At 71.5% G+C, this 23903-nt stretch carries 25 protein-coding genes; 14 read left to right on the forward strand and 11 right to left on the reverse strand.

Going from position 1 to position 23903, the window contains the following annotated elements; genetic code table 11:
• Window positions 1-65: 65 nt before the first annotated feature.
• Both IE247_RS13080 and IE247_RS13085 read right to left on the reverse strand, forming a co-directional pair.
• Window positions 66-3371 (reverse strand): GDSL-type esterase/lipase family protein, encoded by a 3306-nt coding sequence (locus IE247_RS13080; RefSeq protein ID WP_229869085.1) that lies wholly within the window; start codon window positions 3369-3371, stop codon window positions 66-68.
• A gap of 331 nt (window positions 3372-3702) precedes the next feature.
• Window positions 3703-3891 carry a hypothetical protein gene (locus tag IE247_RS13085; RefSeq protein WP_190123225.1) on the reverse strand — a complete coding sequence of 63 codons (189 nt, stop codon included), beginning with the start codon at window positions 3889-3891 and terminating at the stop codon, window positions 3703-3705.
• Here IE247_RS13085 and IE247_RS34240 point away from each other — a divergent pair.
• On the forward strand, window positions 3884-4120 hold the full coding sequence (locus IE247_RS34240; protein WP_229869086.1) for a hypothetical protein: 237 nt from the start codon (window positions 3884-3886) through the stop codon (window positions 4118-4120). The genes IE247_RS13085 and IE247_RS34240 overlap by 8 nt on opposite strands.
• Before the next feature lie 21 nt (window positions 4121-4141).
• On the opposite strand, the gene IE247_RS13095 is transcribed toward IE247_RS34240, so the two are convergent.
• Window positions 4142-4741 carry a TetR/AcrR family transcriptional regulator gene (locus tag IE247_RS13095; RefSeq protein ID WP_190123226.1) on the reverse strand — a complete coding sequence of 200 codons (600 nt, stop codon included), beginning with the start codon at window positions 4739-4741 and terminating at the stop codon, window positions 4142-4144.
• A 239-nt stretch (window positions 4742-4980) separates the two neighbouring features.
• Here IE247_RS13095 and IE247_RS13100 point away from each other — a divergent pair, with 239 nt between their 5' ends.
• Complete coding sequence (locus tag IE247_RS13100) at window positions 4981-5460, forward strand: nitroreductase/quinone reductase family protein (protein WP_229869102.1); 480 nt, start codon at window positions 4981-4983, stop codon at window positions 5458-5460.
• 47 nt (window positions 5461-5507) lie between these two features.
• On the opposite strand, the gene IE247_RS13105 is transcribed toward IE247_RS13100, so the two are convergent.
• From IE247_RS13105 to IE247_RS13115, 3 genes are all read right to left on the reverse strand, one after another.
• Window positions 5508-6326, reverse strand: coding sequence for an AfsR/SARP family transcriptional regulator (locus IE247_RS13105; RefSeq protein WP_190123227.1), 819 nt, complete (start codon window positions 6324-6326; stop codon window positions 5508-5510).
• 327 nt (window positions 6327-6653) lie between these two features.
• Window positions 6654-7262 (reverse strand): GNAT family N-acetyltransferase, encoded by a 609-nt coding sequence (locus IE247_RS13110; protein ID WP_190123228.1) that lies wholly within the window; start codon window positions 7260-7262, stop codon window positions 6654-6656.
• Window positions 7263-7393: 131 nt separating this feature from the next.
• On the reverse strand, window positions 7394-7777 hold the full coding sequence (locus IE247_RS13115) for a winged helix-turn-helix transcriptional regulator (RefSeq protein WP_190123229.1): 384 nt from the start codon (window positions 7775-7777) through the stop codon (window positions 7394-7396).
• Window positions 7778-7888: 111 nt separating this feature from the next.
• Here IE247_RS13115 and IE247_RS13120 point away from each other — a divergent pair, with 111 nt between their 5' ends.
• Window positions 7889-8317 (forward strand): RidA family protein, encoded by a 429-nt coding sequence (locus IE247_RS13120; RefSeq protein WP_190123230.1) that lies wholly within the window; start codon window positions 7889-7891, stop codon window positions 8315-8317.
• Here IE247_RS13120 and IE247_RS13125 read toward each other — a convergent pair.
• A complete protein-coding gene (locus IE247_RS13125) occupies window positions 8302-9192 on the reverse strand; it encodes a putative RNA methyltransferase (RefSeq protein WP_190123231.1) in 891 nt (296 codons plus the stop codon). The two genes, IE247_RS13120 and IE247_RS13125, sit on opposite strands and share 16 nt — an antisense overlap.
• 259 nt (window positions 9193-9451) lie before the next feature.
• Here IE247_RS13125 and IE247_RS13130 point away from each other — a divergent pair, with 259 nt between their 5' ends.
• On the forward strand, window positions 9452-10264 hold the full coding sequence (locus tag IE247_RS13130; protein ID WP_190123232.1) for a sulfite exporter TauE/SafE family protein: 813 nt from the start codon (window positions 9452-9454) through the stop codon (window positions 10262-10264).
• 26 nt (window positions 10265-10290) lie between these two features.
• Here IE247_RS13130 and IE247_RS13135 read toward each other — a convergent pair whose 3' ends face one another.
• Window positions 10291-10797 carry a DUF6624 domain-containing protein gene (locus IE247_RS13135; RefSeq protein WP_190123233.1) on the reverse strand — a complete coding sequence of 169 codons (507 nt, stop codon included), beginning with the start codon at window positions 10795-10797 and terminating at the stop codon, window positions 10291-10293.
• Window positions 10798-11010: 213 nt separating this feature from the next.
• Between IE247_RS13135 and IE247_RS13140 the strand changes: the two genes are divergently transcribed.
• The 3 genes from IE247_RS13140 to IE247_RS13150 all read left to right on the forward strand — a co-directional run bounded on the left by IE247_RS13140 (window position 11011) and on the right by IE247_RS13150 (window position 14579).
• A complete protein-coding gene (locus IE247_RS13140) occupies window positions 11011-12504 on the forward strand; it encodes an alpha/beta fold hydrolase (protein ID WP_229869087.1) in 1494 nt (497 codons plus the stop codon).
• Window positions 12505-12624: 120 nt separating this feature from the next.
• Window positions 12625-13167, forward strand: a complete 543-nt coding sequence (locus tag IE247_RS13145; protein ID WP_190123234.1) for a hypothetical protein — start codon at window positions 12625-12627, stop codon at window positions 13165-13167.
• Between the two features lie 200 nt (window positions 13168-13367).
• Window positions 13368-14579 (forward strand): glycosyltransferase, encoded by a 1212-nt coding sequence (locus IE247_RS13150; protein WP_190123235.1) that lies wholly within the window; start codon window positions 13368-13370, stop codon window positions 14577-14579.
• Window positions 14580-14586: 7 nt separating this feature from the next.
• On the opposite strand, the gene IE247_RS13155 is transcribed toward IE247_RS13150, so the two are convergent.
• Window positions 14587-15867, reverse strand: coding sequence for a hypothetical protein (locus IE247_RS13155; protein ID WP_190123236.1), 1281 nt, complete (start codon window positions 15865-15867; stop codon window positions 14587-14589).
• Between the two features lie 88 nt (window positions 15868-15955).
• On the reverse strand, window positions 15956-16243 hold the full coding sequence (locus tag IE247_RS13160; RefSeq protein WP_444545281.1) for a metal-sensitive transcriptional regulator: 288 nt from the start codon (window positions 16241-16243) through the stop codon (window positions 15956-15958).
• 103 nt (window positions 16244-16346) lie between these two features.
• On the opposite strand from IE247_RS13160, the gene IE247_RS13165 reads away from it, so the two are divergent.
• The 7 genes from IE247_RS13165 to IE247_RS13195 all read left to right on the forward strand — a co-directional run bounded on the left by IE247_RS13165 (window position 16347) and on the right by IE247_RS13195 (window position 22868).
• On the forward strand, window positions 16347-17735 hold the full coding sequence (locus tag IE247_RS13165; protein WP_190123237.1) for an MBL fold metallo-hydrolase: 1389 nt from the start codon (window positions 16347-16349) through the stop codon (window positions 17733-17735).
• Window positions 17732-18481, forward strand: a complete 750-nt coding sequence (locus IE247_RS13170; protein ID WP_190123238.1) for a sulfite exporter TauE/SafE family protein — start codon at window positions 17732-17734, stop codon at window positions 18479-18481. Before IE247_RS13165 ends, IE247_RS13170 begins: the two co-directional genes overlap by 4 nt.
• Before the next feature lie 33 nt (window positions 18482-18514).
• Window positions 18515-19087 carry a rhodanese-like domain-containing protein gene (locus IE247_RS13175; protein ID WP_190123239.1) on the forward strand — a complete coding sequence of 191 codons (573 nt, stop codon included), beginning with the start codon at window positions 18515-18517 and terminating at the stop codon, window positions 19085-19087.
• A 331-nt stretch (window positions 19088-19418) separates the two neighbouring features.
• Window positions 19419-20273 carry a DUF1996 domain-containing protein gene (locus tag IE247_RS13180; protein WP_229869088.1) on the forward strand — a complete coding sequence of 285 codons (855 nt, stop codon included), beginning with the start codon at window positions 19419-19421 and terminating at the stop codon, window positions 20271-20273.
• Between the two features lie 79 nt (window positions 20274-20352).
• Window positions 20353-20919 carry a sigma-70 family RNA polymerase sigma factor gene (locus tag IE247_RS13185; protein WP_190123240.1) on the forward strand — a complete coding sequence of 189 codons (567 nt, stop codon included), beginning with the start codon at window positions 20353-20355 and terminating at the stop codon, window positions 20917-20919.
• A complete protein-coding gene (locus tag IE247_RS13190) occupies window positions 20916-21638 on the forward strand; it encodes an anti-sigma factor family protein (RefSeq protein ID WP_190123241.1) in 723 nt (240 codons plus the stop codon). Before IE247_RS13185 ends, IE247_RS13190 begins: the two co-directional genes overlap by 4 nt.
• A gap of 195 nt (window positions 21639-21833) precedes the next feature.
• Entirely contained in the window at window positions 21834-22868 is a 1035-nt protein-coding gene (locus tag IE247_RS13195) for a CHRD domain-containing protein (RefSeq protein ID WP_190123242.1), read from the forward strand.
• A 28-nt stretch (window positions 22869-22896) separates the two neighbouring features.
• On the opposite strand, the gene IE247_RS34245 is transcribed toward IE247_RS13195, so the two are convergent.
• Complete coding sequence (locus IE247_RS34245) at window positions 22897-23739, reverse strand: discoidin domain-containing protein (protein WP_229869089.1); 843 nt, start codon at window positions 23737-23739, stop codon at window positions 22897-22899.
• Between the last annotated feature and the right edge of the window lie 164 nt (window positions 23740-23903).

Here is a 23903-nt window from a genome sequence, read left to right on the forward strand (position 1 = left end):
TTATCCCTCATGGGCGGGAGTGTCTCCCGGGAGGCGCGGGAGGCGCGGGAGGCCCGGGGGGCGGACTAGATACGGACCCGGCTGCCGGGCGCCCCCGTACCAGTGGCGATGACGCCCTGGTCGGTCCACTTCACGGGGCCGGTGGGGGCGCTGGTGTTGGCGAAGGCGCGGATGGCGCCGTTGTCGTCGACGATCAGGTAGTCGGCGCGGGCGTCGCCGCCGATGTCGGCGAAGCGGACCTGGCCGCCGGTCCAGGCGGTGGAGCCGGAGGCGACGGTGCCGCGGTCCTCCCAGCCGCCGCGTCCGTCGCCGCCCTGGTTGACGAAGGCACGGGTCGCGCCGTTGTCGTCGACGATCAGGTAGTCGGCGCGGGCGTCGCCGCCGATGTCGGCGAAGCGGACCCGGTCGCCGGTCCAGGCGGTGGAGCCGGAGGCGATGACGCCCTGGTCGACCAGTTTCACAGCGCCGGTGGTGGCATGGGCGGTGGTGAGGAAGGCACGGGTGGCACCGTTGGGCTCCACGATCAGATAGTCGGCGCGGGCGTCGCCGCCGACATCCGCGAAGCGGACCCGGTCGCCGGTCCAGGCCGTGGAGCCGGAGGCGATATAGCCCTGATAGTGCCAGCCGCCGCGTCCGTCGCCGCCCTGGTTGAGGAAGGCGCGGGTGGCCCCGTTGGGCTCCACGACGAGGTAGTCGGCGCGGCTGTCGCCGCCGACATCCGCGAAGCGGACCTGGCTGCCGGTCCAGCCGGTGGAGCCGGAGGCGATGTACCCCTGGTCGGTCCACTTCACCGTGCCGTTGGCGTTCGCGGTGTTGGTGTAGGCGCGGACGGCGCCGTTGTCGTCGACGACGAGGTAATCGGCGCGGCCGTCGCCGTTGATGTCGACGTCGTAGTCGCCGGCCGTGGCCGGCTGCTGGGGCGGCAGGGGCTTGACGTCGATCTTCTCCGTGATCCAGCCGTTGCGGGAGAGAGTCGCGATCCCGCCGAGGAAGGATTCGGCCATCTTCTGGTAGCCCGCGTTGTTCGGATGGAGTGTGTCGTCGAGGTCGGCGGTGGTGAGGCTGTCCATGCTGACCTGGGTGATCCGGTAGCCCCTGGCGACCCGGTCGGCGACGATGCCGGGGATCGCCCGGTTGTAGGCGTTGACCCGGGCCTGGACGGCGGGTTCGGTCGCGGGTACGAGGGAGGCGACGACGACCGCGGTGGCGGGCGAGGCCGTGTGGATCTGGTCGATCAGCGCGCCCAGCCGCTGGGGCGCGGTACCGACCTGGTGATCGCGGTCCATGTCGTTGGTGCCGATGTGCAGCAGCACGACATTGGGTTTCGCCTCGGTCAGCCAGGGCCCGATATTGGCCTGGAGCTGGTCGATGCGCCAGCCCGAGTGCCCCTCGTGACGGGTTCCGTCGGCGTCCCGCATGGAGCCCACGAACCGCAGGGCGTCGGTGGTGTCGGCGAGACGGCGCGCCAGCAGGGGCCGGTAGCCGGTGCGCGTGCTGCTGCCCACGCCCAGGGTGATCGAGTCACCCAGCGGCATCACCGCGAGCCCGGGGCCGGGCGCGGCTTTCGTGGGCGGGAGCATCGTGACGCGCTCGGCGGCGGACGGCGGTTCCAGGGAGTCGGACGTCGCCTCGCCCTTCGGGAGAAGCTTGAACCTCTGGGAGCTCTTGCCGCTGTCGCACAGCCCCATCGTGGCGTGTCCGATCTTGGACGGTGCCATCAGCACCTGGAGTTCGGCGCACTCCTGCCCGTTCCGGAACTGGAAGTACTGGCCTCCCGCCGGGGTGAGTTCGACTCCGGAACGGTCTCGCGGCTCCATCATCATGCTCGGGTCGTCGACGCTCTGGAACGCCCAGCGGCCGCCCGGCCTCTCCCGCATCACCCAGTCACCCTGCCGGTAGCCCGCGATGATGCCGTCGAAGTTGCCTTTCGTCTTGTCCCAGGCGAGCGCGATACCGTCCTCGCTCACCAATTGGACGTCGAGGTCGGCCTCGGGCTGGAGCGGCGGACCCTGATTCGGCTCCTGCCCCCTGAAGTGCACGGGTTTCCTGACGCTGGAGTCCCGGTCGTCGGTGACCGTCACCTCGGTCGGCGCGGCGCCGTCGAGAGCGTTGAGCGCCTCGTCGATCCCGACGAAGATCATCGTCTTGACGCAGCGGGTGGTTCCGCCGTTGACGGTGGGACAGGTGAAGCCCTTGCCCATGCCCGCCGAGACGATGCCCGCGGCCGTCACCGTCGAGCCGGTCACGGCGTCCTCTCCGGCGGAGAAGTAGACGGGGCCGCCGCTGTCGCCGCGCCGCGCCGCGATGGTGCTGGGGTCGCTCGCGGTGATCTGCTTCTTCGCCTGCCAGCCCCCCGCGTAGAACATGGTCGTCGTTCTGCCCGTGCTGTCGGTGATGTCGGACGAGTAGCCGTCGACGGCAGCCGTGATCTTGATGTTGCACACCTCGCCCGAACGGGCGCCGGACTGGCAGACGTAGTTCCCCATCGCGGGCTTCCGCGCGTCGGTGACGCTGGACACGGACTGTGCGGAGGCCGGATAGCCGGCCCTTCCGCCGGTCCAGACCATGGGGTAGTACGTGGTCCCGTTGCGCTGGTCCAGCACGGCGACGTCGATGTACCCGTGCCTCTTCTCACTCCACTGCCTGGGCGAGACCCGGCTTCCGAAGGCCGGACCGTTCGGCTGGCCTTCAGTGCCCACGGAGTGCCTGTCGTTCCCATAGCCACCGGGGAAACAGTGATCGGCGGTCAGCATCGCGTTCGCTCCCCCGTGCGTCACGGCGAACGCCGTGCTGCACACCGGGGTGACCATCTGCGCGCCCCCCAGCTCCGGATCGTCCGTCCTGCTCAGGCTGGTGTGCACCTCTCCACCCGAGGTGACGGACACCGGCACGCCCAGGCCCTTCGCGGCCACAGCCTTCCGCAGCCGGTCCGCCTCGGCCTCGTCCCCCGCCACCGACACCTCCAGACCGCTACCGTCCTGCGGCCTGATGATCTCGGCGATCCGCACCCCCGCGGCATCGGCCAGCCGCGCCACCCGGGGCGACGCCTGCGACAACTCCTTCGCCGTACGGGGAGCCCGCTCGACCACCACCGGTATGGCACTGCTCGCGATGGCGGCCCTGGCGGCCGGCGTCAGCGCACCGTGCCAGTACAGAGTGAGACGCTTCTTCTCCGGCGCGGCGATCACACCGGCGAACCCCTGCCCGTCCTTCTGCCCCGCCGAGCCCTCCAGGGCATGGGCGGTCTCGTTCATCTTCCCCTGCGCACGGAACAACTGCGCCCATGACGTGAAGTCGCCCGGGACGTCGGCGTCCTCCTCCGTCTTCTGCGCCGTGGAAGCCTGCACAGGAGCGGCGGCGGCTGCGCTCACCGAGGACAGCGGACCCGGGGCGGTCAGGACTGCCGCGACGGCCGCCGCGGCAGTGATTCCGCCGAGTATTCGCCGCCGCGCGCTACGGGCGGGTCTGTATCTGGACATGTGTGACAACAGAGCTTCCTGGCTGGATGAGGATTGCGCGTCGGCACCCAGGAGAGGGTGACACCGCAGGTCAGTAGCAGGCCTTGGTGACAACGGACTTCGCGCCACGCCTGAGACCGCACTGATGGTACGTGCACCCATCCCGGGCGCCGGTCGACTCCGACCGCAGCACAGTTGATGACACGTCAAGAACGCGCGGCCCGGCGAGCGGCGGCGAGCGGGCTCAGGACCCCAGGAACACGATGAACAGGACCGCGTACGCGGAGGACAGCGACACACCGGGTACGGCGAGCACCAGGGTCCGGACGATGAAACCGGCGGTGAGGGGACGGCTCGCGCGGCTCGGCCGCTCGGGGGCGTAGCTCAGCTCCGCCTGTCCAAGAGGGTTGTTCGACAGTCTCCGGATGGACACGACGGACGGGACGCGAGTCATCCGCCGGCCGTCGACGGTGGTGAAGTCCATGGTGGAGATCACCCTCGGGCAGGGGGATCTCGACGACGCCACGATCCTCTCCGCCGCCCGTGCGGCCGGAGCCGACACCGTCATCTCCGCTCTCCCCGAGGGGCTCGACACCAATCTGTCCCCCGCGTGGTGGGGCGGCCGCGACCTCTCCGGCGGCGGTGACAGGTTCCGCGGCTGAGTGAGCGATGGGCGGACGCGGTCAGTCACTGCCCGGCAGGAGACGCTCCAGGTAGAGGTCCAGGGTTTTGGCCGCGGTCGCCGGGGGGAGTGCGGTGGGGGCGGTGACCGCGTCGAACATGAGGCCGTCGACCAGGGCGAGGAGTAGCCGGGCGTCCCGGGCCGGGTGGAGGACGGGGTGGCCGGAGCCGGAGGGTGGGGAGGGGAGGGAAGGGAGGGAGGCGAGGGTTTGCCGCAGCTCTTCGTGGATGGTTGTCAGGGTCGCGTTCTGGATGGCGGCCAGGGTGGGAGAGGTGGTGGCGCGGGCCGCGAAGGCGAGGTAGACGCGGCATTCCGCGAGGCGTCGCGCATCCAGCGGGAGAAGCTGCCGCAGGGTGGCGGCCAGGGTCTGCCGGGGCCCTGCGGCGGGCTTCAGGGCGGAGACGCGGGCGCGTGTGCGGTCCACGACCTGTCGGAAAGCGAAGGCGAGCATCTCGTCCTTGGTCGAGAAGTAGTACTGCACCGCTCCGATGGACACCCCCGCGGCGGAGGCGACCTCCCGCACACTGACCCGGTCGAGGCCGCGATCGGCGGCGATGCGGAGCAGGGCATCGGTGAGCTCCATCTGACGCAATTCGCTCATACCGACTACAATACGACTGTATGGGACGTAATCGATTCCATCCGCAGAGAGCATTCGGACTGCTCACCGGCATCGCGATCGCGGCCGGCCTGGTATGGATCTGGTGGCTCGTCGACCCCACCGCACCGCGGGGCGCCGCACTGCCCGCCGTTCTCACCGCCGCCCTCGCGGCCAATGTCGCTCTGACGCTGGCCAGCGCGCGGTTCAAGCGCGCCCTGGTCGCCCCCGTGCAGAGATACCTGATCAACCCGCCCATCCGGCTGCTGCTGCGCGTCGGGCTGATGCCGCTGGGCTACGCCCTGCTGGAAACCCGCGGACGGGTCAGCGGTCGGCGCCGCACGACCCCCGTCGGAAACGGGCGGCGGGGGGACACCTTCTGGATCATCGCCGAGCACGGCCGGCGAGCCGGATACGTACGCAACATCCAGCAGGACCCGCGGGTCCGCGTCAGGCTCCGCCAGGGCTGGCGCTTCGTCTGGAGGAACGGCACGGCCCATCTGCTCCCCGGCGACGACCCGTACGCACGGCAACGGCAGCTCGGCCGCTTCCACCCCCTGCGCGCCCTCAACGCGGTCGTCGTACGCGTCATGGGGACCACCGAGATGATGACCGTCCGCGTCGACCTGCACGACATCTCCCGGCGCGATGCGCGGAGCCCGAACGAACCGGCGGACCGGCCGTACGGGGCCGCGGCGGCCCGGCACGTGCCTGCCGCGTGAACCCGCCCGGACCGCGGTGGCCGGGCGGGCCCTCGGTGCTTCGGTGCTCAGTGGGTTGTTCGGTACGGGGTGCGGGAGGTTCGGGGGAGCGGGGTGGGCCACCGGGGTGGGCGGCGGTCGGACTGGGCCTCGACGCCGAGGAGGATGGTCTGTTCGAGGCCGCGTAACTCGGCGCCGGGGTCGACGCCGAGTTCTTCGGCGAGGTCGGAGCGGATCTTGCGGTAGACGGCGAGGGCTTCGGCGGTTCGGCCGGAGCGGTAGAGGGCGAGCATCAGTTGGGCGTGGAGGTGTTCGCGGAAGGGGTGTTCGCGGACGAGTTCGGCGAGTTCGCCGACGAGGTCTTCGTGGCGGCCGAGGTCGAGTTCGAGGCGGACGCGCTCTTCGACGGCGCGGAGTCTGCCCTCTTCGAGCCGGCGGGCGGCCGATTCGACGGCCGGGCAGTCGAGCCCGGCGAGGGCGGGGCCGGACCAGCGGGTGAGGGCGTGGCGGAGTGCGACGACGGCTTCGGCGGTGAGGCCTTCGCAGGCGAGGGTGCGGGCGTGGGCGACCTCGGCTTCAAAGACGGTGGAGTCGAGTTCGCCGGGGGGCAGCCGGAGGCGGTACCCGGAGTGGTGGGTTTCGATGAGGTCGGGGGCGCCTGCTTCGGTGAAGGCGCGTCTGAGGGCGGAGACGCAGATGCGTATCTGGGTCCGGGCGCTCGCGGGGGGAGAGGCTCCCCACACCGCGTCCACCAACCGGTCGAGTGGGACAGCCCAATTGGCCTCCAGCGTCAGAATGGCCAGGATTATCTGTGAGCGGCGTCCGCCGACGGGGACGGGAGTCCCTTTGACGGTGACATGTAGCGGGCCGAGAACATGAAAGAGCACAGCAGATTCCCCAGTCTGTTTCTTTCAAGCAGTCATCCGAACCGATCCCCCCGATCCCCCTGATGAAGCTGCTCAGCGCCTCCGCCGCCCCCACCCCGGCGCCTGAAATCGCCGAAGGCCCGCCTGTGGAGCTGGAGTTGACTCGAAGAGCACTGACGGAATCTTGGTGTAGACCAGAAAAACTGTCAAGCGTATATCGGTACAGACGGTTGCCTTCAGCCCGATCGCGACGAGTTGGCGGAAAATCCCCTCTGGTGACCATGACTGTGCCCCGCGCCGGAGGTTCCGGAGCGGGGCACTGGTGGGTTCTCGGTCGGAACGAGGGCGTCAGCCTTCGGCACCCGGCTCACGGCGCATGCACCACACGCGGGGGCCGCCGTCGACGCCCGGCAGTTCCACGGTGGTGCGGAAGCCCAGCCGCTCGTACAGCCGGACATTGCGCCCGGTCGCGGTCTCCAGATAACACGCCTGCCCGGCCAGATCGGCCGCCGCGAGACCGGGGCGGATCACGGCCGCGCCGAGCCCCCGGCCCTGCGCCTCGGGGGCCACCGCGACCGCGCCCAGCATCCACACCGGCTCCTGCGGACGGTGCGGCTCCACCGCCGCCTCCGCCGCCTCGTAGGCCGCCGCCCGGTCGCCCGCCAGCTCGGCGATCAGCGGACCGACCTCGGCGAACCCGGGGGTCGGGTCCTTCTCGGGCGTCGTCCACACGGCGACCGCCCGGCCCTCCCCGCCGACCCACACCCGGCCGTACGGCATCGCGATCCGGGTCAGGAACAGCTCCTGGAGCCGCCGCACCCGCTCCTCGTGGCCGTCGGCGGCCACCACATGCCGGGTGTACGGGTAGTCCGCGAACGCACCCGCCAGGGTACGGACGGCGGCGGGGACGTCCGCCGGGGTCGCGGGGCGTACGAGGCCGGGGGCGGGGGATGTCATATAGGTCTTGCTCCTCGGGTGATCGATGCGGGCGGGCCGCGCCGGAGGGAACGGCCCGGGAGAAACGATCAAGCAGGAGAAGGGGTCCCCGCAACCGGGTTTCCGGCGGCGCGGTGCCGTGGACGGACCTGTCAGGCGTCGAAGCGGCGGCGCGCGTCCTCGATATGGCCCAGATGCCGATGGGTCCAGCCGCACAGCGCGTCGACCGTCGCCCGGAGCCCCTGACCGGACTCGGTCAGGGTGTACTCGACCCTCGGCGGCACGGTGGGGTACACCTTCCGGTCGACCAGGCCGTTCCGCTCCAGCATGCGCAGATTCTGGGTGAGCATCTTGTGGCTGATGCCCTCGACCTCGTTCCGCAGCCCGCTGAAGCGCAGCGTCCCCTCACCGAGCGCCTCGATGATCAGCAGCGCCCATTTGTTGGCGACGTCCGAGAAGATCTCCCGCGCCAGCGAGTCCGCGCGCCGCAGGTCGGCGTCCTCGGGCAGGTCCTTGAGCAGTCGCTTGGTCACCATGAGGTTCCTCAGTCACCGAAAAGTGCGTTCTTCCAGGTCGGCCGCCACTCTCCTACGGTTTCCGAGTAACCACAAGAGAGCGAAACCTTCGGAAGGGCGAGCACCCACACCATGACCACCACCGCCATCGACGTCTTCAACCACAACGTGCCGGCCGAGAGCGACTTCGGCTACTCGCAGGCGATCAGGTCCGGCGATCTGATCCACATCTCCGGACAGCTCTCGCTCGACGAGGCGGGCGAACTCCTCCACCCGGACGACTTCGCCGCCCAGCTCAAGCAGACCCACGCCAACATGGACAAGATCCTCGACCACTACGGCGTCACCCGGAACCAGGTCGTCTCGCAGACCCTGTACCTGGTGAACCTCCGGGAGAACGCGGCGGCCGTGGCGGAGGGCAACCTCGCGTACTTCGGTGCCCACCGCCCGGCCGCCACGGTCTTCGGCGTCACCGACCTCGCCTTCCCCGGCCAGGTCGTCGAGATCAGCTTCGTCGTGGACGCCAAGCTGCCGTCCGGCCCTGGTCAGCGGGGCCGATAGGCGGTGGCCAGCACGGAGACGGTGACGGTGCCCCCTTCGGGCAGGCGGTCCCCGTCACCACCCTCGATGCCCGTCATATGGCGCGCGCTCGGCGTCATCCCCACCAGGTCCGGGGCCTCCTGTCCGGTCAGCGAGGACATGCGGTACTCGACCCGCTCGGTCGCGGTGGCCTCGAAGTACGGGTCGAGCGCCCGGTGCAGTCGCTCCTCCTTGGCCGGGTCGACGGCGACCATCGCCCGTACCCGGCCGCGCAGCTCGGCCAGGTGCCGTCCGGTCGGGCGTACGACGATCAGTGCGCCGGCCGGGCGCAGTATCCGGTGGAACTCGGACGGGTTGCGCGGGGCGAACACGTTCAGCACGACATCGGCCGTCCCGCCGGCCAGGGGGAAGGGACGGAAGACGTCCCAGCTCGCGGCGGCGGCCCGTTCATGGGACCGGGCGGCGGCGCGCAGTGCGCGTACCGAGGTGTCCAGGCCCAGACCCCGGGCGTCGGGGAGGCGGTCGAGCACACCGGCCAGGTAGTAGCCCGTACCGCACCCGACGTCCACGACCGTCCGCCGTACGTCGGTGCTGGTGCTGGTGCTGGTGCCGGTGTCGGTGCCGGTGACCGCCAGCCGGGCCACGGCGCGGCGGATGGGGAGGTATCTGCCGGTGGCCAGGAACCGGTCCCGGGCCCGGACCATGGCCGCGTCGTCGCCGCTGGTGGCGCGGGCACCGGTCAGGAGAGCGGCGTACCCGTGGCGGGCCAGGTCGAAGGTGTGGCCCGCCGGGCAGCGCAGCGACGCGCCGCTGTCCGGATGGAGGCGCGAGCGGCACAGCGGGCAGCGCAGGAAGTCGAGGAACTGTTCGAGGGCAGGGGGAAGCGACACGGGCACAAGGCACTCCGGCGACGGTGAAGGGAAGGGGTGTGTGTGATGCCTGCGCTGCGCAGGCATGACGAGGAGGGCGATGCCGGTCGGCGTCGCCCTCAGTCCCTTCCGGTCAGAGGAAGCAGTAGTGCGGGGTGCTCAGAAATGCCACGCCGCGAGTTTACGGGCCCCGGCGACGGCCTTTCGTGAACACCGTGTTGCCGAGCGGCCGTTCCCCCGGTGTCCGAGCCGATACTGACCCGACGATTCCGGGGCGGGGGCAGTGGTGGACTGGTGGTGGCTGGGGGTGGGCGGGCTGTTCGCGGGCCTGTCGATAGCGGTGGTGACCGCGCCGGTCGGGGTCTCGGGGGCGGTGTTCCTGCTGCCCGTGCAGCTCAGCGTGTTCGCCGTGCCCAACCCGGCGGTCACCCCCACCAACCTTCTCTTCAACGTCGTCGCCGGGCCCGGCGCGCTGTGGCGGCACCGGCGCACCGGGGCCCTGCGCGGCCCCCTCACCCGGCGGCTCGTCCTGGGCACCCTCCCGGGCGTGGTCATCGGCGCGGTGATCCGGGTCTTCGCGCTCCCCGGCCCCACCGTCTTCCGGCTCCTCATCGCGGGCCTTCTGCTCCCGCTCGGCCTGTGGCTGTGCGCCCGCACCCTGCGGCCGGTACGCGACCGGCCCGCCCCCGGCTCCCCCGGGTCCCCGGGGTCCGCCGAGCCCTCCGCCCGTACCGTCACCGGTCTCGCCGTCGCCGTGGGCGTCGTCGGCGGCATCTACGGCATCGGCGGCGGCTCCCTCCTCGGCCCCGTCCTCGTCGGCCGGGGCATGCCGGTCTCCCGCGTCGCCCCCGCCGCCCTCGCCGCCACCTTCGCCACTTCCGTCCTCGGCGCGGCCACCTTCGCCCTCCTCTCCCTCACCGGCGGCACCGACATCGCCCCCGACTGGTACCTCGGCCTCTCCTGCGGCCTCGGCGGCCTCCTCGGCGGCTATCTGGGGGCCCGCCTCCAACCCCGTCTCCCCGAAACCGCGCTGCGCCTTCTCCTCGGGATCCTCGCCGCCGGGATCGGCGCTCTCTACGCGGTGCAGACGCTGAGCTGAGGCCGTCGGCCCGCCGGTGTGCTTCGTCAGGCCGTCGAGAACCTGGCGACGTATTCGTCGAAGGGCTCGATCCCGGCTTCCGCCCGCAGCTCGTCCATACGGCCGGGCTCCTCGCAGGGCCACGGAACGGGCGAACCGTCCTTCACCCCGGCGATCTGAGTCCCGTAGATCTGCCTGCGGCCCTCGTTCACCAGCGTCCGATCGCGCAGGAAGGCCAGCTCGCGCGGGCCGGCCGAGCCCGCCGCCACCGCCTGCTCCATCAGCCCGAGGGCGCGCCGCTGAATGCCGAGCTGCCGGTCGGAGTGCTGGGCCACGAGCCACGCGGCCTGCGCGGCCGGCTCGCCGACCGCCTCGGCGGTGGGCCAGCCGTACTCGTCCATGATCTCGCCGAGCCGGTCGCCGTGGCGGGCGGTCAGCCGACGCCAGGCCAGCTGTTCGGCGGGGTCGTCGCTGTTCGCGAGGGCGGAGGAGCGCTGATCCGCTGCGGCCATGGCCGTGAGTTCTGCCGTCAGCGCGGAAAGGTCGTACGTCACTGATCAACTTCCTTGGGAAGGGGATGCGTTGAATTCCTTGACCGCAACCCTAAATGTGCATACGGGACACAAAGATCATTCCGGAGAATGGTGACGGGCGGGTTCGCGCGCTGAGATACTGGATCTACTCCCGCAACGACATGCCACGCCGCGCCACGCCACGCCGCCGCGCAGCGAACACCCTTCGCCGATTCCCCGCTAACGTCCCCAATCATGAAGAGAATCGCGGCTCTCGGCGCGTTCGCTCTCTCGCTCGCCGCCCTTGGCCCCGCGCCGAGTGGGGACCGGGACGGATTGGACCGATTCCGGAATCAGTCCGTCGAATGGGCCGTGTGCGCGGACGCCCCTCTCGCCGCCAGCGGGACGGAATGCGCCCGGATCACCGTCCCGCTCGACTACGGCGAGCCGACGGGGCGCACCATCGAGATCGCCGTCTCGCGCATCGCGTCGAAGGACCCCTCGAAACGGCGCGGGATCCTCCAGACCAATCCGGGCGGGCCCGGGGAACGGGGGCTGGGGATGCCGGGGAAGCTGCGGCGAACGATGCCCGCGGAGGTGGCGTCCGCGTACGACATCATCGGCATGGACGCGCGGGGCATCGGCGAGAGCACCCCCCTCGACTGCGGTTTGAAGCGCAGCAGTTGGCTGCTGTACGCGCCGGGGGCGGACCGGCCCGGGTTCGACGAGAGCGTGCGGCGCTCCCGCGAGGACGCGCGCGCATGCTGGGAGAAGCGCCCCGACCTGCTGCCGCATCTGTCGACGCGGAACATCGCCCGGGACGTGGACATCGTCCGCGCCGCGCTGGGCGAGCGGAGAACCTCGTGGTTCGGACAGTCGTACGGAACGGTGCTGGGCTCCGTCTACGCCGAGCTGTTCCCGCACCGGGTCGACCGGCTGGTCCTCGACAGCGCCCCCGACCCCGCCGAATACCCGCTGGAGACGGTACGCCGCTCGGGCCCCGCCAACGAGCGCGCCCTCGACGACTTCGCGGCCTGGGCCGCGCCGAGACACCGGGAGTACGGACTCGGCACCACGCCCACGGCCGTCCGCGCCGGGGTCCACGCGACGATCGAGCGGGCGGCGAGGGAGCCGATCAGCGTCGGTGGACACCGGCTCACCGACCATGAGCTGCCCCTGCTGCTTCTGGTCACGGTCGGCGACGACACCCTGAACCCTGAGTTCGCCGCCCTGCTCGGTCTCCTGCGGGACGCCGCCGACGGGAAACCGGTCACCGTGCCGGGCCGGCTGACCGGGGTCCTGGACCTGCTCTTCACCGGAGCCGGTACGGCCCGGGCGGCGGACTACGCGGCCCAGCTGGGAATCTTCTGCGCCGACGCCGCCATGCCCCGCGACCCCGAACACTACTGGCGGGCGGTGGAACGCAGCCGCCACTCCCAGCCGGTCTTCGGCCCGCTGACCCACGCGCCGCTGCCCTGCGCGTTCTGGAAGGACATGCCGCGCGAATCCCCGACCCTCATCGACAACACGACCCCGGCACTCCAGATCCAGGCGACCGGGGACACCCGCACCGCCTATGCCTCAGGGCTCGGGATGCACCGGGCCATGCGCGCCTCAAGGCTGGTGACCGTCTCCGCCAGGGCGCACGCGATCTACCTCAATCATCCCGGCGAATGCGCCCGGCGGGCTGTCAACGCCTATCTGCTGCACGGTGAATTGCCGGCCCGGGACATCGTCTGCGCCCCATGAGAGCGAGTGTCCCGACGGCCGTCGGTCGACGTGCTGAAGCGGGCTGTACGCGGGACAATAGGCCACCCGGGACAATGGCGATCGAATCGCCGCGCACTGGGGGGCCGTGTCATCCTCTACTTGATTCTCGTCTGCGACGTACTCTTCTGGATCTTCCTTGCCGGCGGCCTGGCCGCGCGCTACGCCGCCGGTTGGCGGGTCCTCGGCGGTGCGCTGCTGCTGTGCGTCCCGCTGATCGATGTGGTGCTGCTGGGGGCCACCGTCCTCAGCATCCGGAACGGTGCCGAGCCGACCGTCTGGCACGGCCTGTCGGCGGCCTACCTCGGCATGACCGTGGTCTACGGGCACGGCGTCGTCCGCTGGGCGGACGCGAAGTTCGCGCGCCGCTTCGGCGGGGCCGTCGCCGAGCCGCGTCCCGAGCTGTACGGCCGGGCGGCCGTCGCGGACGCCTGGAAGTCCTGGCTCAGGTTTCTGCTGGCCTATGCGATCAGTGTCGGCATGATCTTCGGGCTGGTGGTGCTGGTCGGCACCCTCGACGAAGGCGCTCCGCTGCTGGTCTGGCTCAACCCGCTGACCAAGGTGCTTGTCTACAGTCTTATTTGGCCCATCGTGGCCACTGTCCGGCCTGGCAAGGCGCCGGAGGCGGCGGAGGGGAATCGCTGACCGAGGGACCGAGGGACCGAGGGACCGAGAGGCCCGGGGGCAAAAACAAAAGGCAAGGAGGGAATCCTCTCCTTGCCACTCTCAAGTTATAGCGCGGTGGGGGGCTTGCGGCAAGGCCCCGGTGGTCCCGCAGAATCGTCGGCCTGAGCCGGAATCCGATCGGTTCGGAATCCGTGGAGACCAGGATTCAGGAGTGACGAATGCGCGTTTTGCTGTCCACTTACGGATCGCGCGGCGATGTCGAGCCGCTGGTGGGACTCGCCGTCCGGCTGCGGGAGTTCGGTGCGGAGGTGCGGGTGTGCGCGCCGCCGGACGAGGACTTCGCGCGGAGGCTGGCCGGGGTCGGGGTGCCGATGACGCCGGTTTATCAGTCGGCGCGGGCGCTGACGAAGGCCGTGCACGCGCCGGGGGATCTGCCCCGGCGGGCGGCCGAGTTGATCGCCGGTCAGCTCGACCCGCTGCGAGAGGCGGGCGAGGGGTGCGACGTACTGGTGGCGACCGGCGCGATGCCTGCGATGGCGGGGGCTCTGTCGGTGGCGGAGAAGCTGGGCGTCCCCGCCGTGTCGGTGACCTTTCAGCAGCTCACACTGCCTTCGCCGTACCATGCGCCGCTGGCGTATCCGGGCCGTCCCTTCCCGCCGGGGGTGACCGACAGCCGGAAGCTGTGGGAGCTGGACGCCGAGAGCGTCAACGCGCTCTTCGGCGAGGCGCTCAACACCGGCCGGGCGTCGATCGGGCTGCCGCCGGTGGCGGACGTACGCGACTATGTCGTCGGCGACCGCCCCTGGCTGGCGACGGACCCGGTCCTGGACCCGTGGCTGACCCCCGCCGACCTCGACCCCGTCCAGACCGGTGCGTGGATCCAGCCGGACGAACGCCCGCTCGACGCCGGGCTGCTGTCCTTCCTGGACGCCGGGGAACCGCCGGTCTACGTCGGCTTCGGCAGCATGCCCATGCACACCTCGGCGGACGCCGCGCGCGTGGCGATCGATGCCGTCCGCGCCCAGGGCCGCCGTGTACTGCTCTCCCACGGCTGGGCCGATCTCTCCCCGATCGACGGCCAGGCCGACTGCTTCGCCGTCGGCGAGGCCAACCACCAGGCCCTCTTCCCCCGCGTCGCCGCCGTCGTCCACCACGGCGGCGCGGGCACCACCACCACAGCCGCCCGCGCCGGCGTGCCCCAGGTCGTCGTCCCCCAGGCCGTCGACCAGCCCTACTGGGCCGCCCGCGTCACCGACCTCGGCATCGGCGCGGCCCACGCCGGGCCGACCCCGACCTTCGCGTCCCTGTCCGCCGCCCTCGACACGGCCCTGCTGCCCGGGACCCTCGCGCGGGCGACCGCTGTCGCGGGCACGGTCCGTACGGACGGGACGACGGTGGCGGCGAGGCTGTTGCTGGAGGGGGTGGGGTGAGAGGGGGTTATTCGGGGGCGGGGTTCGTCAGCGCGGCGAAGGGGACGGTGGCTACTCCCGACCCCACCCAGAAGACTCCGTACTGGTCGTAAGATTCGTCGTCGGCCGACGCTTTTCCCTTTGAATCGGCGGGGGAGATGGTCAGCCGGACGCGAGTGGAACCCTTCCCCGTCGTCCACCGGGAATACACATGGCGGGGCTCCCTCGTCACGTTGACGATATTGTTGTTGTGCACCACTCTTCCGCTGTGCAGGACTTGGTCTTCGCACTCGGGTGGACATTCAAAGAACCGCGCCTGATCCGGATCCCAGGAGTGCCGGGGGACCTCGAACTCAGGGCCGATCTTCCCGCGATCCTTCCGCAGCAGGGCGATCACGGTGGTGGCGCGCACCAGGTCGTATCCGGCATCCGCCGGGATTTGCGCGACTCTCTGCTCGACCTGCACGTCTCCGGTCTCCAGCCAGGTGCCGGCGCGGATTACGGGGCCGGTGTTGATGATCTCTTCCCTGGCGGGTCCGACGTAACGCTCGGCGTCGAACTTGCGTTTCACATCGGTTTTCCAGCCCGTCAGGCCCGAAGAGTTTCCCTCGAATGCGGCCGATCGTCCCATGACCTGGTAGGAACTGTTGAGAATATAGGAAGCGACTTTCCCTGTATTCTCTGTGCGGATTGTCACCGGGAGGTTGATGATCTCCCTTCCGGGGCCCATGACCGGATTGCCGAATGTAATGTCAATGGCGAACTGGACGGGCAGGGAGTAGGGCTGGTACACGGCGGAGTACGCCAGGTTCGTACTGGCCAGCAGTGCCGTGGCCGTCACCCCCGCCGCGAACCCCTTGGGGTGCGGGATCCCCCGCCACGCCTTCTCCCTGCCCAGGAGCCAGAGCGCCCACAGCGACCAGCAGAACAGCGGGAAGTACGTCAGCGCGTAAGGCGTGTACTCCCTCTCCTCGAACCACAGGAAGACCAGGAGCCCGCTCGTGAACAACGCGATGAGCGCACCGGTCAGCGTCACCGCGCCGGAGTGCTTCCAGCGGCGCTTCCCCCAGTAGTCGAAGGCGGCGGCCGCCGCCGCTCCCTGGATCAGGCCCGAGGCGACGAAGAGGAATCCGGTGACCCGCCCGGCGAAGGTCAGGGCGGCGAAGGCGTCCGCGCTGCCGATGACGATGAGCAGGACCATGGAGCCCAGCAGGCCCGCGATCATGAGCGCGGTGACGGCCCGCCTGAAGCGGATCGCGCACGGGCCGTCGCCGTCCGGGGCTTCCGTGATCACTCTGGGGTGGCTCATGGGAGCAGGGTCGACCGGAGACGGAGGGCGCGCTTCCCGGGCTGCTCCAGACAGGGGATCCCGGCCCCGGTCGCGGCGGCCCCGGCAATCAGGCCAGGGTGAGGAAGATCTTCTCCAGCTCTTCCTCATTGATCTTGGGCTCGCCGCCCTCTTCGCGGGTGGTCATGCATTCGCGCATACGGGTGGCGATGATCTTGAAGCCGGCGCGGTCCAGGGCGCGGCTGACGGCGGCGAGCTGGGTGACGACCTCGCGGCAGTCACGGCCCTCTTCGACCATGGCGATGACGGCGGTCAGCTGGCCCTGGGCGCGGCGCAGGCGGTTGAGGACGGCGCGGGCGGCGGCTTCCTCGTCGGGGGTCATGGCGGCGGTGTCCATGGGGCGAACTCCTCGGTGCGGGCTCTCCAGCATACCCCCGGGGGTAATCTGTTACGGTCGAATTAATACCCCGGGGGGTAATCTGTGAGGAAGTGAGCGGCACGTGTTCTTCGTCGACACCATCGAGATCGAAGGGCTGGGCAACCGGCACTACCTGGCCGGAGGCCTCAGGACGGCGGTCGCGGTGGACCCGCCGCGCGACATCGACCAGGTGATCGCGGCGGCGGCCCGCCGGGGAGTGCGGATCACTCATGTCGTGGAGACGCACATCCACAACGACTATGTGACCGGCGGTCTGGAGCTGGCGAGGCTGACCGGGGCCGCTTATCTGGTGCCCGCCGCCGCGCAGGTCTCCTTCGCCCGGGTCCCGGTCCACGACGGAGATGTGATCGACGTCGACGAGGGCATCACGGTGCGGGCCCTGGCCACCCCGGGCCACACCCCGCACCACACCGCGTACGTCCTCCAGGAGGACGGCTCCCCGGTCGCCGCGTTCACCGGCGGCTCTCTGCTCATCGGCGGCGTGGGCCGCCCCGACCTGGTCGAGCCCCGGCTGACCGAGCGGCTGGCCCGCGCGCAGCACGCCTCGGCGCGGCGGCTGGCCGAGGAGCTGCCCGACAGCGCCTCGGTGCTGCCCACCCACGGCTTCGGCAGCTTCTGCTCCTCGGGTCAGGCGGGGGGCGACACGAGCACCATCGGACGGGAGAAGACGTTCAACGCGGCGCTGGCCCAGGACGTCGACACCTTCGTCGCCGGACTGCTGGCCGGGCTGGAGGACGTACCCGCCTATTACGCGCACATGGGCCCGGCCAACGCGGCGGGCCCCGCCCCGGTCGATCTGACCGCACCGGCACGCGCCGACGCGGAGGACATCGCGGCGCGGCTCGCGGCCGGGGAGTGGGTCGTGGATCTGCGCAACCGGGTCGCCTTCGCCGAGGGGCATGTCGCGGGGTCGTTCAACTTCGAGGCCGACGGCAAGATCGCCACATATCTCGCGTGGATGATCCCGTGGGGGAAGCCCGTCACCCTGCTCGCCGATTCGCCGCGACAGCTCGCCGAGGCGCAGCGCGAGCTGGTACGGGTCGGCATCGACCGGCCCGCCGCCGCCGCGACCGGCGGCCCGGCCGACTGGGTGCGCCCCGGCGAGGCCCCGGTGTCGTTCCGCCGTGCGGGCTTCGCCGAGCTGGCCGAGGAGCTGCGCGGGGCGGGGGCGGGGGAGCGGCCGGTGGTCCTGGATGTGCGCCGGGACTCCGAGCGGGCGGGCGGACATGTCGGGGGATCGGTCCACATCCCGGTGCACGCGCTGCACCGGCGGATCGACGAGGTGCCCGCCGGGACCGTCTGGGTGCACTGCGCGGGCGGCATGCGGGCCGGGATCGCGGCCTCGCTGCTGGACGCGGCCGGCCGTGACGTGGTCGCCGTGGACGACGGCTTCGACCGCGCCGTCGACGCGGGTCTGACCGTCGTCCGGACCGCCGCGGACGCCATATGACCGTCCTCGCCCTGGCGGCCGGGGCCGTGGTCGGTCTCGCCCTGGGCGGGCTCGGCGGGGGCGGCGGTGTGCTGGCCGTCCCCGCGCTGATCTATCTGCTCGGCTTCAGCCCGGCCGCCGCCACCACCGCCGGTCTGATCATCGTCGCCGTGACCTCGCTCGTCTCGCTGGCCGCCCGGGCCGGGGACGGCGAGGTCCGCTGGCGGGCCGGGCTGCTCTTCGCGGGCGCGGGCATCGGCCCCGCCGCGCTCGGCGGGTACGCGGCGGGCCGGGTCCCCGGCTCCGTCCTGACCGCCGCGTTCGCCGTGATCGCCGCACTCGCGGCCTGGCGCATGCTCCGGCCGCCCGTGCTCGACAGCCATCCGGGTGAGGACCCTCCCGTACGGCCCGCCCGGGTCCTGGGCGCGGGGGCCGGTCTCGGCGCGGTCACCGGCGTACTCGGCGTGGGCGGCGGCTTTCTCGCCGTACCGGCGCTGGTGAGCGTGGTCGGGCTGCGGATGAAGGCCGCCGTCGGCACCAGCCTGCTGGTCATCGCCGTCACCTCCACCGCCGCGCTCACCACCCGCGCGGGCACCGCCGACGGCCTCGACTGGGCCGTCGTCGCCCCCTTCACCGGGGCGGCGATCCTCGGCGCGTGGGACGGGAAGCGTCTCGCCGCCCGGCTCTCCGGCGACCGGCTGCGGCGCGTGTTCGCGTACGTCCTGCTCGCCGTGGCCGCCTTCATGCTCCTCGACGTCCTCCTCTGAACCTCCCAGTCACCACCCCGAAAGGAACCGGCCATGAGCACCACCACCCTCACCACCGACACCGCCCGGACGCGTCTGCACACCCTGACCGTCATCGATGTGCGCACCCCCGGCGAGTACGCCTCCGGACATCTGCCCACCGCCCACAACATCCCCCTCGACGCCCTCGGCCGCGCCCTGCCCGCCCTGCGCGAAGCCGCCGACCGGGGCGAACTCCTCATGGTCTGCGCCTCCGGGGCACGCTCGGCGAACGCCTGCGCCCTGCTGGCCCGCGACGGGGTGACCGCCGCGACCCTGGACGGCGGGACCACGGCCTGGGCCGCCGCCGGAGGCGAGATCCACCGGCCCGAGACCACGGGCCGGACCGTCTGGGCCATGGACCGTCAGGTCCGTTTCACGGCGGGCTCCCTCGTACTCCTCGGTCTGCTCCTCGCCCTGCTCGTGCACCCCGCCTTCCAGCTGCTCTCGGCGGGGATCGCGGCGGGGCTCGTCTTCTCCGCCCTCTCCAACACCTGCGCGATGGCCGCCCTCCTCGGGAAGCTGCCCCACAACCGCCCCGGCCGCGCCGATCTGGACACCACCCTCGCGAACCTGCGGCGGGGCTGATCAGCCGCACAGTAGTGAGTGAACCGCGCGAATTTCCTATAGCGGCCGGCGGTCGCCCCGGCCGCTATAAGATCCATTGCTCTGCCCGCCCCTCGCACACGGAAGGAGGGCGGGAACGGTTCAACGCGTTGATATTGAAGATGCGGGTCCGTGCTGGGATTCTGACCCCGTGGTGAAGAATCCGCGCCGTCAGGGAGCCGCACCGATGCAGACCCCGCCGCTCTTATTGACCTTGTGTCTTACTCTGGTCATCGGGGTTGTCGTCGTGCTGACCGCGACGGAGAGCGGTTCTTCACCGGGTTCTTCACCAGTGGCCGGGGAATATGCCGAATTGGCCGACTTTCCGGTCGCCTCGGATCCTCCGCCGGGCCCCGACGCTTCCACCGGTGTCTTCACCGAGGAATGCGGGCGCAATGAGAGAGGGCAGTACAACACGGACAATGTGGTGACCTCGCCGGGAATCGCCGGCGGCGCCCACCACACCCACGACTATGTCGGCAACACCTCGACCAACGCCCTCTCCACCGACCGGAGTCTGGCCGCGGCCGACACCACCTGCGCGAACGGCGACCTCTCCACCTACTTCTGGCCGGTGCTGCGAAGGCTGGACCGCGCCGGGACCGACGGCGACACCCACGGCGGCGGCGGGGTGCACGGCAACACGGGCGAGATCCTCACGCCCTCCTCGGTACGGCTGGAGTACCGCGGCAGCCCGGTGAGCCGGGTGATCCCCATGCCGCGCTTCCTGCGGATGGTCACCGGCGACCCGGTGGCGGCGACCGCGGGCGACGCACGCGTACGCGCCCAGTGGGGATGCTCGGGCCACCCCGGCCGCTTCACCGTCAAATACCCGGTCTGCCCGGCCGGCCACGGGCCCACCCGTACGCTCGACTTCCCCAGCTGCTGGAACGGGCTGCACACCGACAGCGAAGGACACCGCGGGCATGTGGCCTTCCCCGGGGCGGGCGGGAGCTGCCCCGCCGGGACCTTCCCCGTGCCCCGGCTGAGGATCACCCTCAGCTACGAGCTGCCGTACTCCGTGCCCTTCGCGCTCGACTCCTTCCCCGCGCAGAAGCGCCACCCCAAGACCGACCACGCGATGTTCATCAACGTGATGACCGAACGGCAGCAGAGCCGGCTGACCGCGTGCCTGAACGAGGGCCGCCGCTGCGGCGCCGACTCCTGAAGCCTTCGCCCGGCCGTTGAACCGACCCCGCGCCCGGGCCGTGTTGAGCGCATGGCCAAGCAGAGGACGGAGTGAGTGCATGGCGGCGCTATGGTCCCGCACTCGTCAGAAGGCGAGTGACGAAGTGCTGATACGGGCCCTCTACGAGGAACACGGCAGAGCCCTCCTCGCCTACGCGCAGCGGCTCACCGGAGACCGCAGCGCCGCCGAGGACGTGGTGCAGGAGACCCTGATCCGGGCCTGGAAACACCCCGACGCGCTGGTCAACGGCAAGGGATCGGTGCGGGGCTGGCTCCTCACGGTGGCCCGCAACATCATCACCGACCGCTTCCGCGCCCGGGCCGCCCGCCCGCCCGAGGTCGCCCAGTCGCCCGCCAACGGGCCGGTGGAGGCGGACCACGCCGAGGCCGTGGTCGACTCGATGATGGTGATGGAGGCCCTCGACCGGCTCTCGCCCGACCACCGGGAAGTGCTGCTGGAAATCTACTTCCGCGGACACACCGTCGCCGAAGCCGCCAAAACGCTCGGAATACCGGCCGGGACCGTCAAGTCCCGTTCCCACTACGCGCTGAAGTCCCTGAGAGAGCTGTACACGGAGAAGCCCGGATCGGCGAAGCTCGTCATGGTGAAGGAGGCGGCGGCATGAGCACCCGGCAGCACGACAATGAAATGCTGGGCGCTTATGTGCTCGGCGCTCTGGACGAACGGGAGGCACAGGCCGTCGAAGAGCACGTCAAATCCTGCGAGACCTGCCGTGAAGAGGTCTCCGTGCTCAGGGAATGGGAGACGGCCCTCGGCGAGGTCCCGCCCGAGGCCTTTCTCGACGGTCCCCCGGAGGACGGCGAACCGCTGCTCCGGCGGACCCTGCGGCAGGCCCGCGAGGAGCGCGGCACGGCCGAGCGTCTGCGGCGCTCCCTCCTGGCCGCCGCGGCGGTGGTCGCGGCGGCGGCCGTCCTCGGCGGCGGATTCGCCATCGGCCGCTCCACCGGCGAGGACCGTACGCGCCCCGCGGCCCGCCCGTCCGCCGTCTCGTCCCCGCCCGTCGCTCCGGCCCCCACCGGGGTTGTGGTCGCCTCCGCCCGGGACCGGGGCACCGGGGCCAGGATGGCGGTACGGATGACCCCGTCCGCCGAGTGGGTGCGGCTCAATGTCTCCGTCAGCGGGATTCCGGCGGGGGAGCGGTGCAGAATCGTGGTGGTGAGCAGGGACGGCACCCGTGAAGTGGCCGGGAGCTGGCTGGTCGGCAGCGCGGAGAAGGGGGCCAATCTCGACGGCTCCGCCGCCGTCGCCCGGGAGGACGTCGCCTCGATCGCGGTGGAGAACGAGGCGGGCAAAACCTATGTGGCCACACCCCTCAGGACCTGAAGGGTGAGGTCTTCCTTTTTGAAGGGGCCGGACGGTGAACCGTCCGGCCCTTTCGTACGTGGACCGGTTGCGCCGGCTTTCACTCCCGCCCCCGCTCCCACTCCGCGCCCCCGACCCCCTGCCCGACGGCCCGGTCGCACCCCGACGGCCCGGCCGGCACCCCGCCCCGCACCCGTCCGCGAAAGGACGCCCACGATGCGCAGACTCCTCTCGGCCGCCACTGCCGCCGTCTCACTCGCCGTCGGGGCGGCGGCCTGCACCGATCCCGCCCCGGTGGCGGGCAGCGGGGGCGGCGCGCGGCCGGTCCACGGCACCCCCAGCCCGGCCGGCTCGGACCGGACCGAGACCCCCGTCCCGCCCGCCGCGCCGGAAGCCGGGGCGGGCGCCCTTCAGAACCACCCGGGCGGGACCCCCGTATCCCTGATCGCCCGGCTCGACGGCTCCGGGCACATACCGGCCAAGGGCGGCCAGGACGACGGCGGCGGCGGCCAGGACGGCGGCGGCGACCGGGACGGCCGCGCGGTCGCCCGGATCCAGATCAGGGGCGACCGGATCACCTTCTCCCTCACCTGGAACGGGCTCTCCACCCCGACCCTCGCCCGGATCCACCGGGGCGAGGCGGGCGCCAACGGCGACCTCGTCGCCGGGCTGTTCACCAAGGCGCTGCCCGACGGCGTCCACTCCGCCGCGGGACAGACCACCGTCACCGACGCCGACCTCGCCGAACTGCTGCGCACCGACCCCGGCGGCCACTACGTCAGCCTCCACACCGACGAGTTCCCCGGCGGCGCGGTCCGCGCCCAGCTCGAATCGTACGACCGGGAGTTCAACCCGCTCAGCGTCATCCAGGGCGGCGAGCCGCGCGCCCAGGCCGACGGCGGACAGAAGGTCCCGGCCGCGGGCGTCCGCGCCGCGGCCGACCCCGACGGTCACGCCGTCGTCTTCCTCCGGCCCGGCAGCGGATCCCTCGGCTACTCCCTGACCTGGGTCAACATCACGCCTCCGCTCTCGGTCCACCTCCACAAGGGCGCGCTCGGCCGGAACGGCCCGATCGCGCTCCCGCTCCTCGGCACACCGATGCCCCCGAACATCTTCGCCGTGGCGGGCACGGTCCCGGTGCCGCGCGCCGAGCTGATCCGGCAACTCACCTCAAGACCCGAGGCGTTCTACGCCAGTCTGCGCACCGAGGACTTCCGCGACGGGGCGGTACGCGGCCAGTTCTTCCGCTGAACAGACGGCCGTCGGCGTCGCCGGCGGTTCAGTGGTGGCGGCTGCCGAAGAACTCGACCTCGGCGATCGCCGGCCGCCGGTCGGCCCCGGTCCCGGTCCCGTAGGCCGCGTCCGTCGTCAGCCGGACCCCGACCACCCGGTCCCCCCGCACCTCGAACGTCTGCTGGCCCGGCTGGTCCTTGAGCCGGATCCGCTTCGTCGTCCGCTCACCGGACTCGGCGACGAACGTCACGGTGATCCCGGCCGGGCGGGCCTGGGTGAGGAACTCGTCCCGCCGCGCCGAGACACCGGAGAAGACGATGATTCTCCGGACCTTCACCGGCTGCTCGAAGTCGCACTCCACGAACTCGCCGACCTCCCGGCCCGCCCTCCCCGGAGCCCAGTAGCGGTTGTTGAAACCGTCGAAGGCCGCGCTCGCCGGATGCCCCGGCGCGCTGCTGGAGGCCCGGAACACGGCGGGCGGCAGCGGCTCCTGAGCCCCGGTCTCCTCCTTCGCGAACCCGATCGCCCACGGGAGGTGCGGCAGCCCGAACCACACCGCCGCCACCACCACGACCAGCGCCAACGGCAGCGCGAGCCCCGGCCGCCGCCACAGCCTCCGGCGCGGTCTGGCCCCGGCGGGCGGAGCCGCCCGAGGCCCTTGGCGCAGCACGCGCCGCCACCAGGCCAGGCGTACGACCGGGCCGGGCCCCGGGCCGGGGTCGAGCAGCAGCGCGCAGCGGACGCAGAGCGTACGGCCCGGGGGGTTCTCGGCCCGGCAGCCCGGGCAGCGGACGCTTCTCCCCGGCGGCGCGGGGGCGGGAGCCGGTGCGTCCGCCGCGTCGGCCTCCGGCGGCAGGGGGCCCTCCTCGTCCCCGGGCCGCCTCGGCACCACCGAGTCATCGGCCCCGGCACTCGGTTCCGGTTCCGGTTCTGTACGGGTACGCGTACCCGTACCCGTACCGGGAGCCTGTGACGGCTCCCAGTCGAGGAAGGCCTCGCACGAAGTGCAGAACGCCGTCCCCGGCGCGTTCCGCTGCCCGCACGCCTCACAGA

Origin of the sequence: Streptomyces inusitatus, assembly GCF_014651115.1 — a bacterium.
Taxonomy (GTDB): Bacteria; Actinomycetota; Actinomycetes; order Streptomycetales; family Streptomycetaceae; genus Streptomyces; species Streptomyces amakusaensis.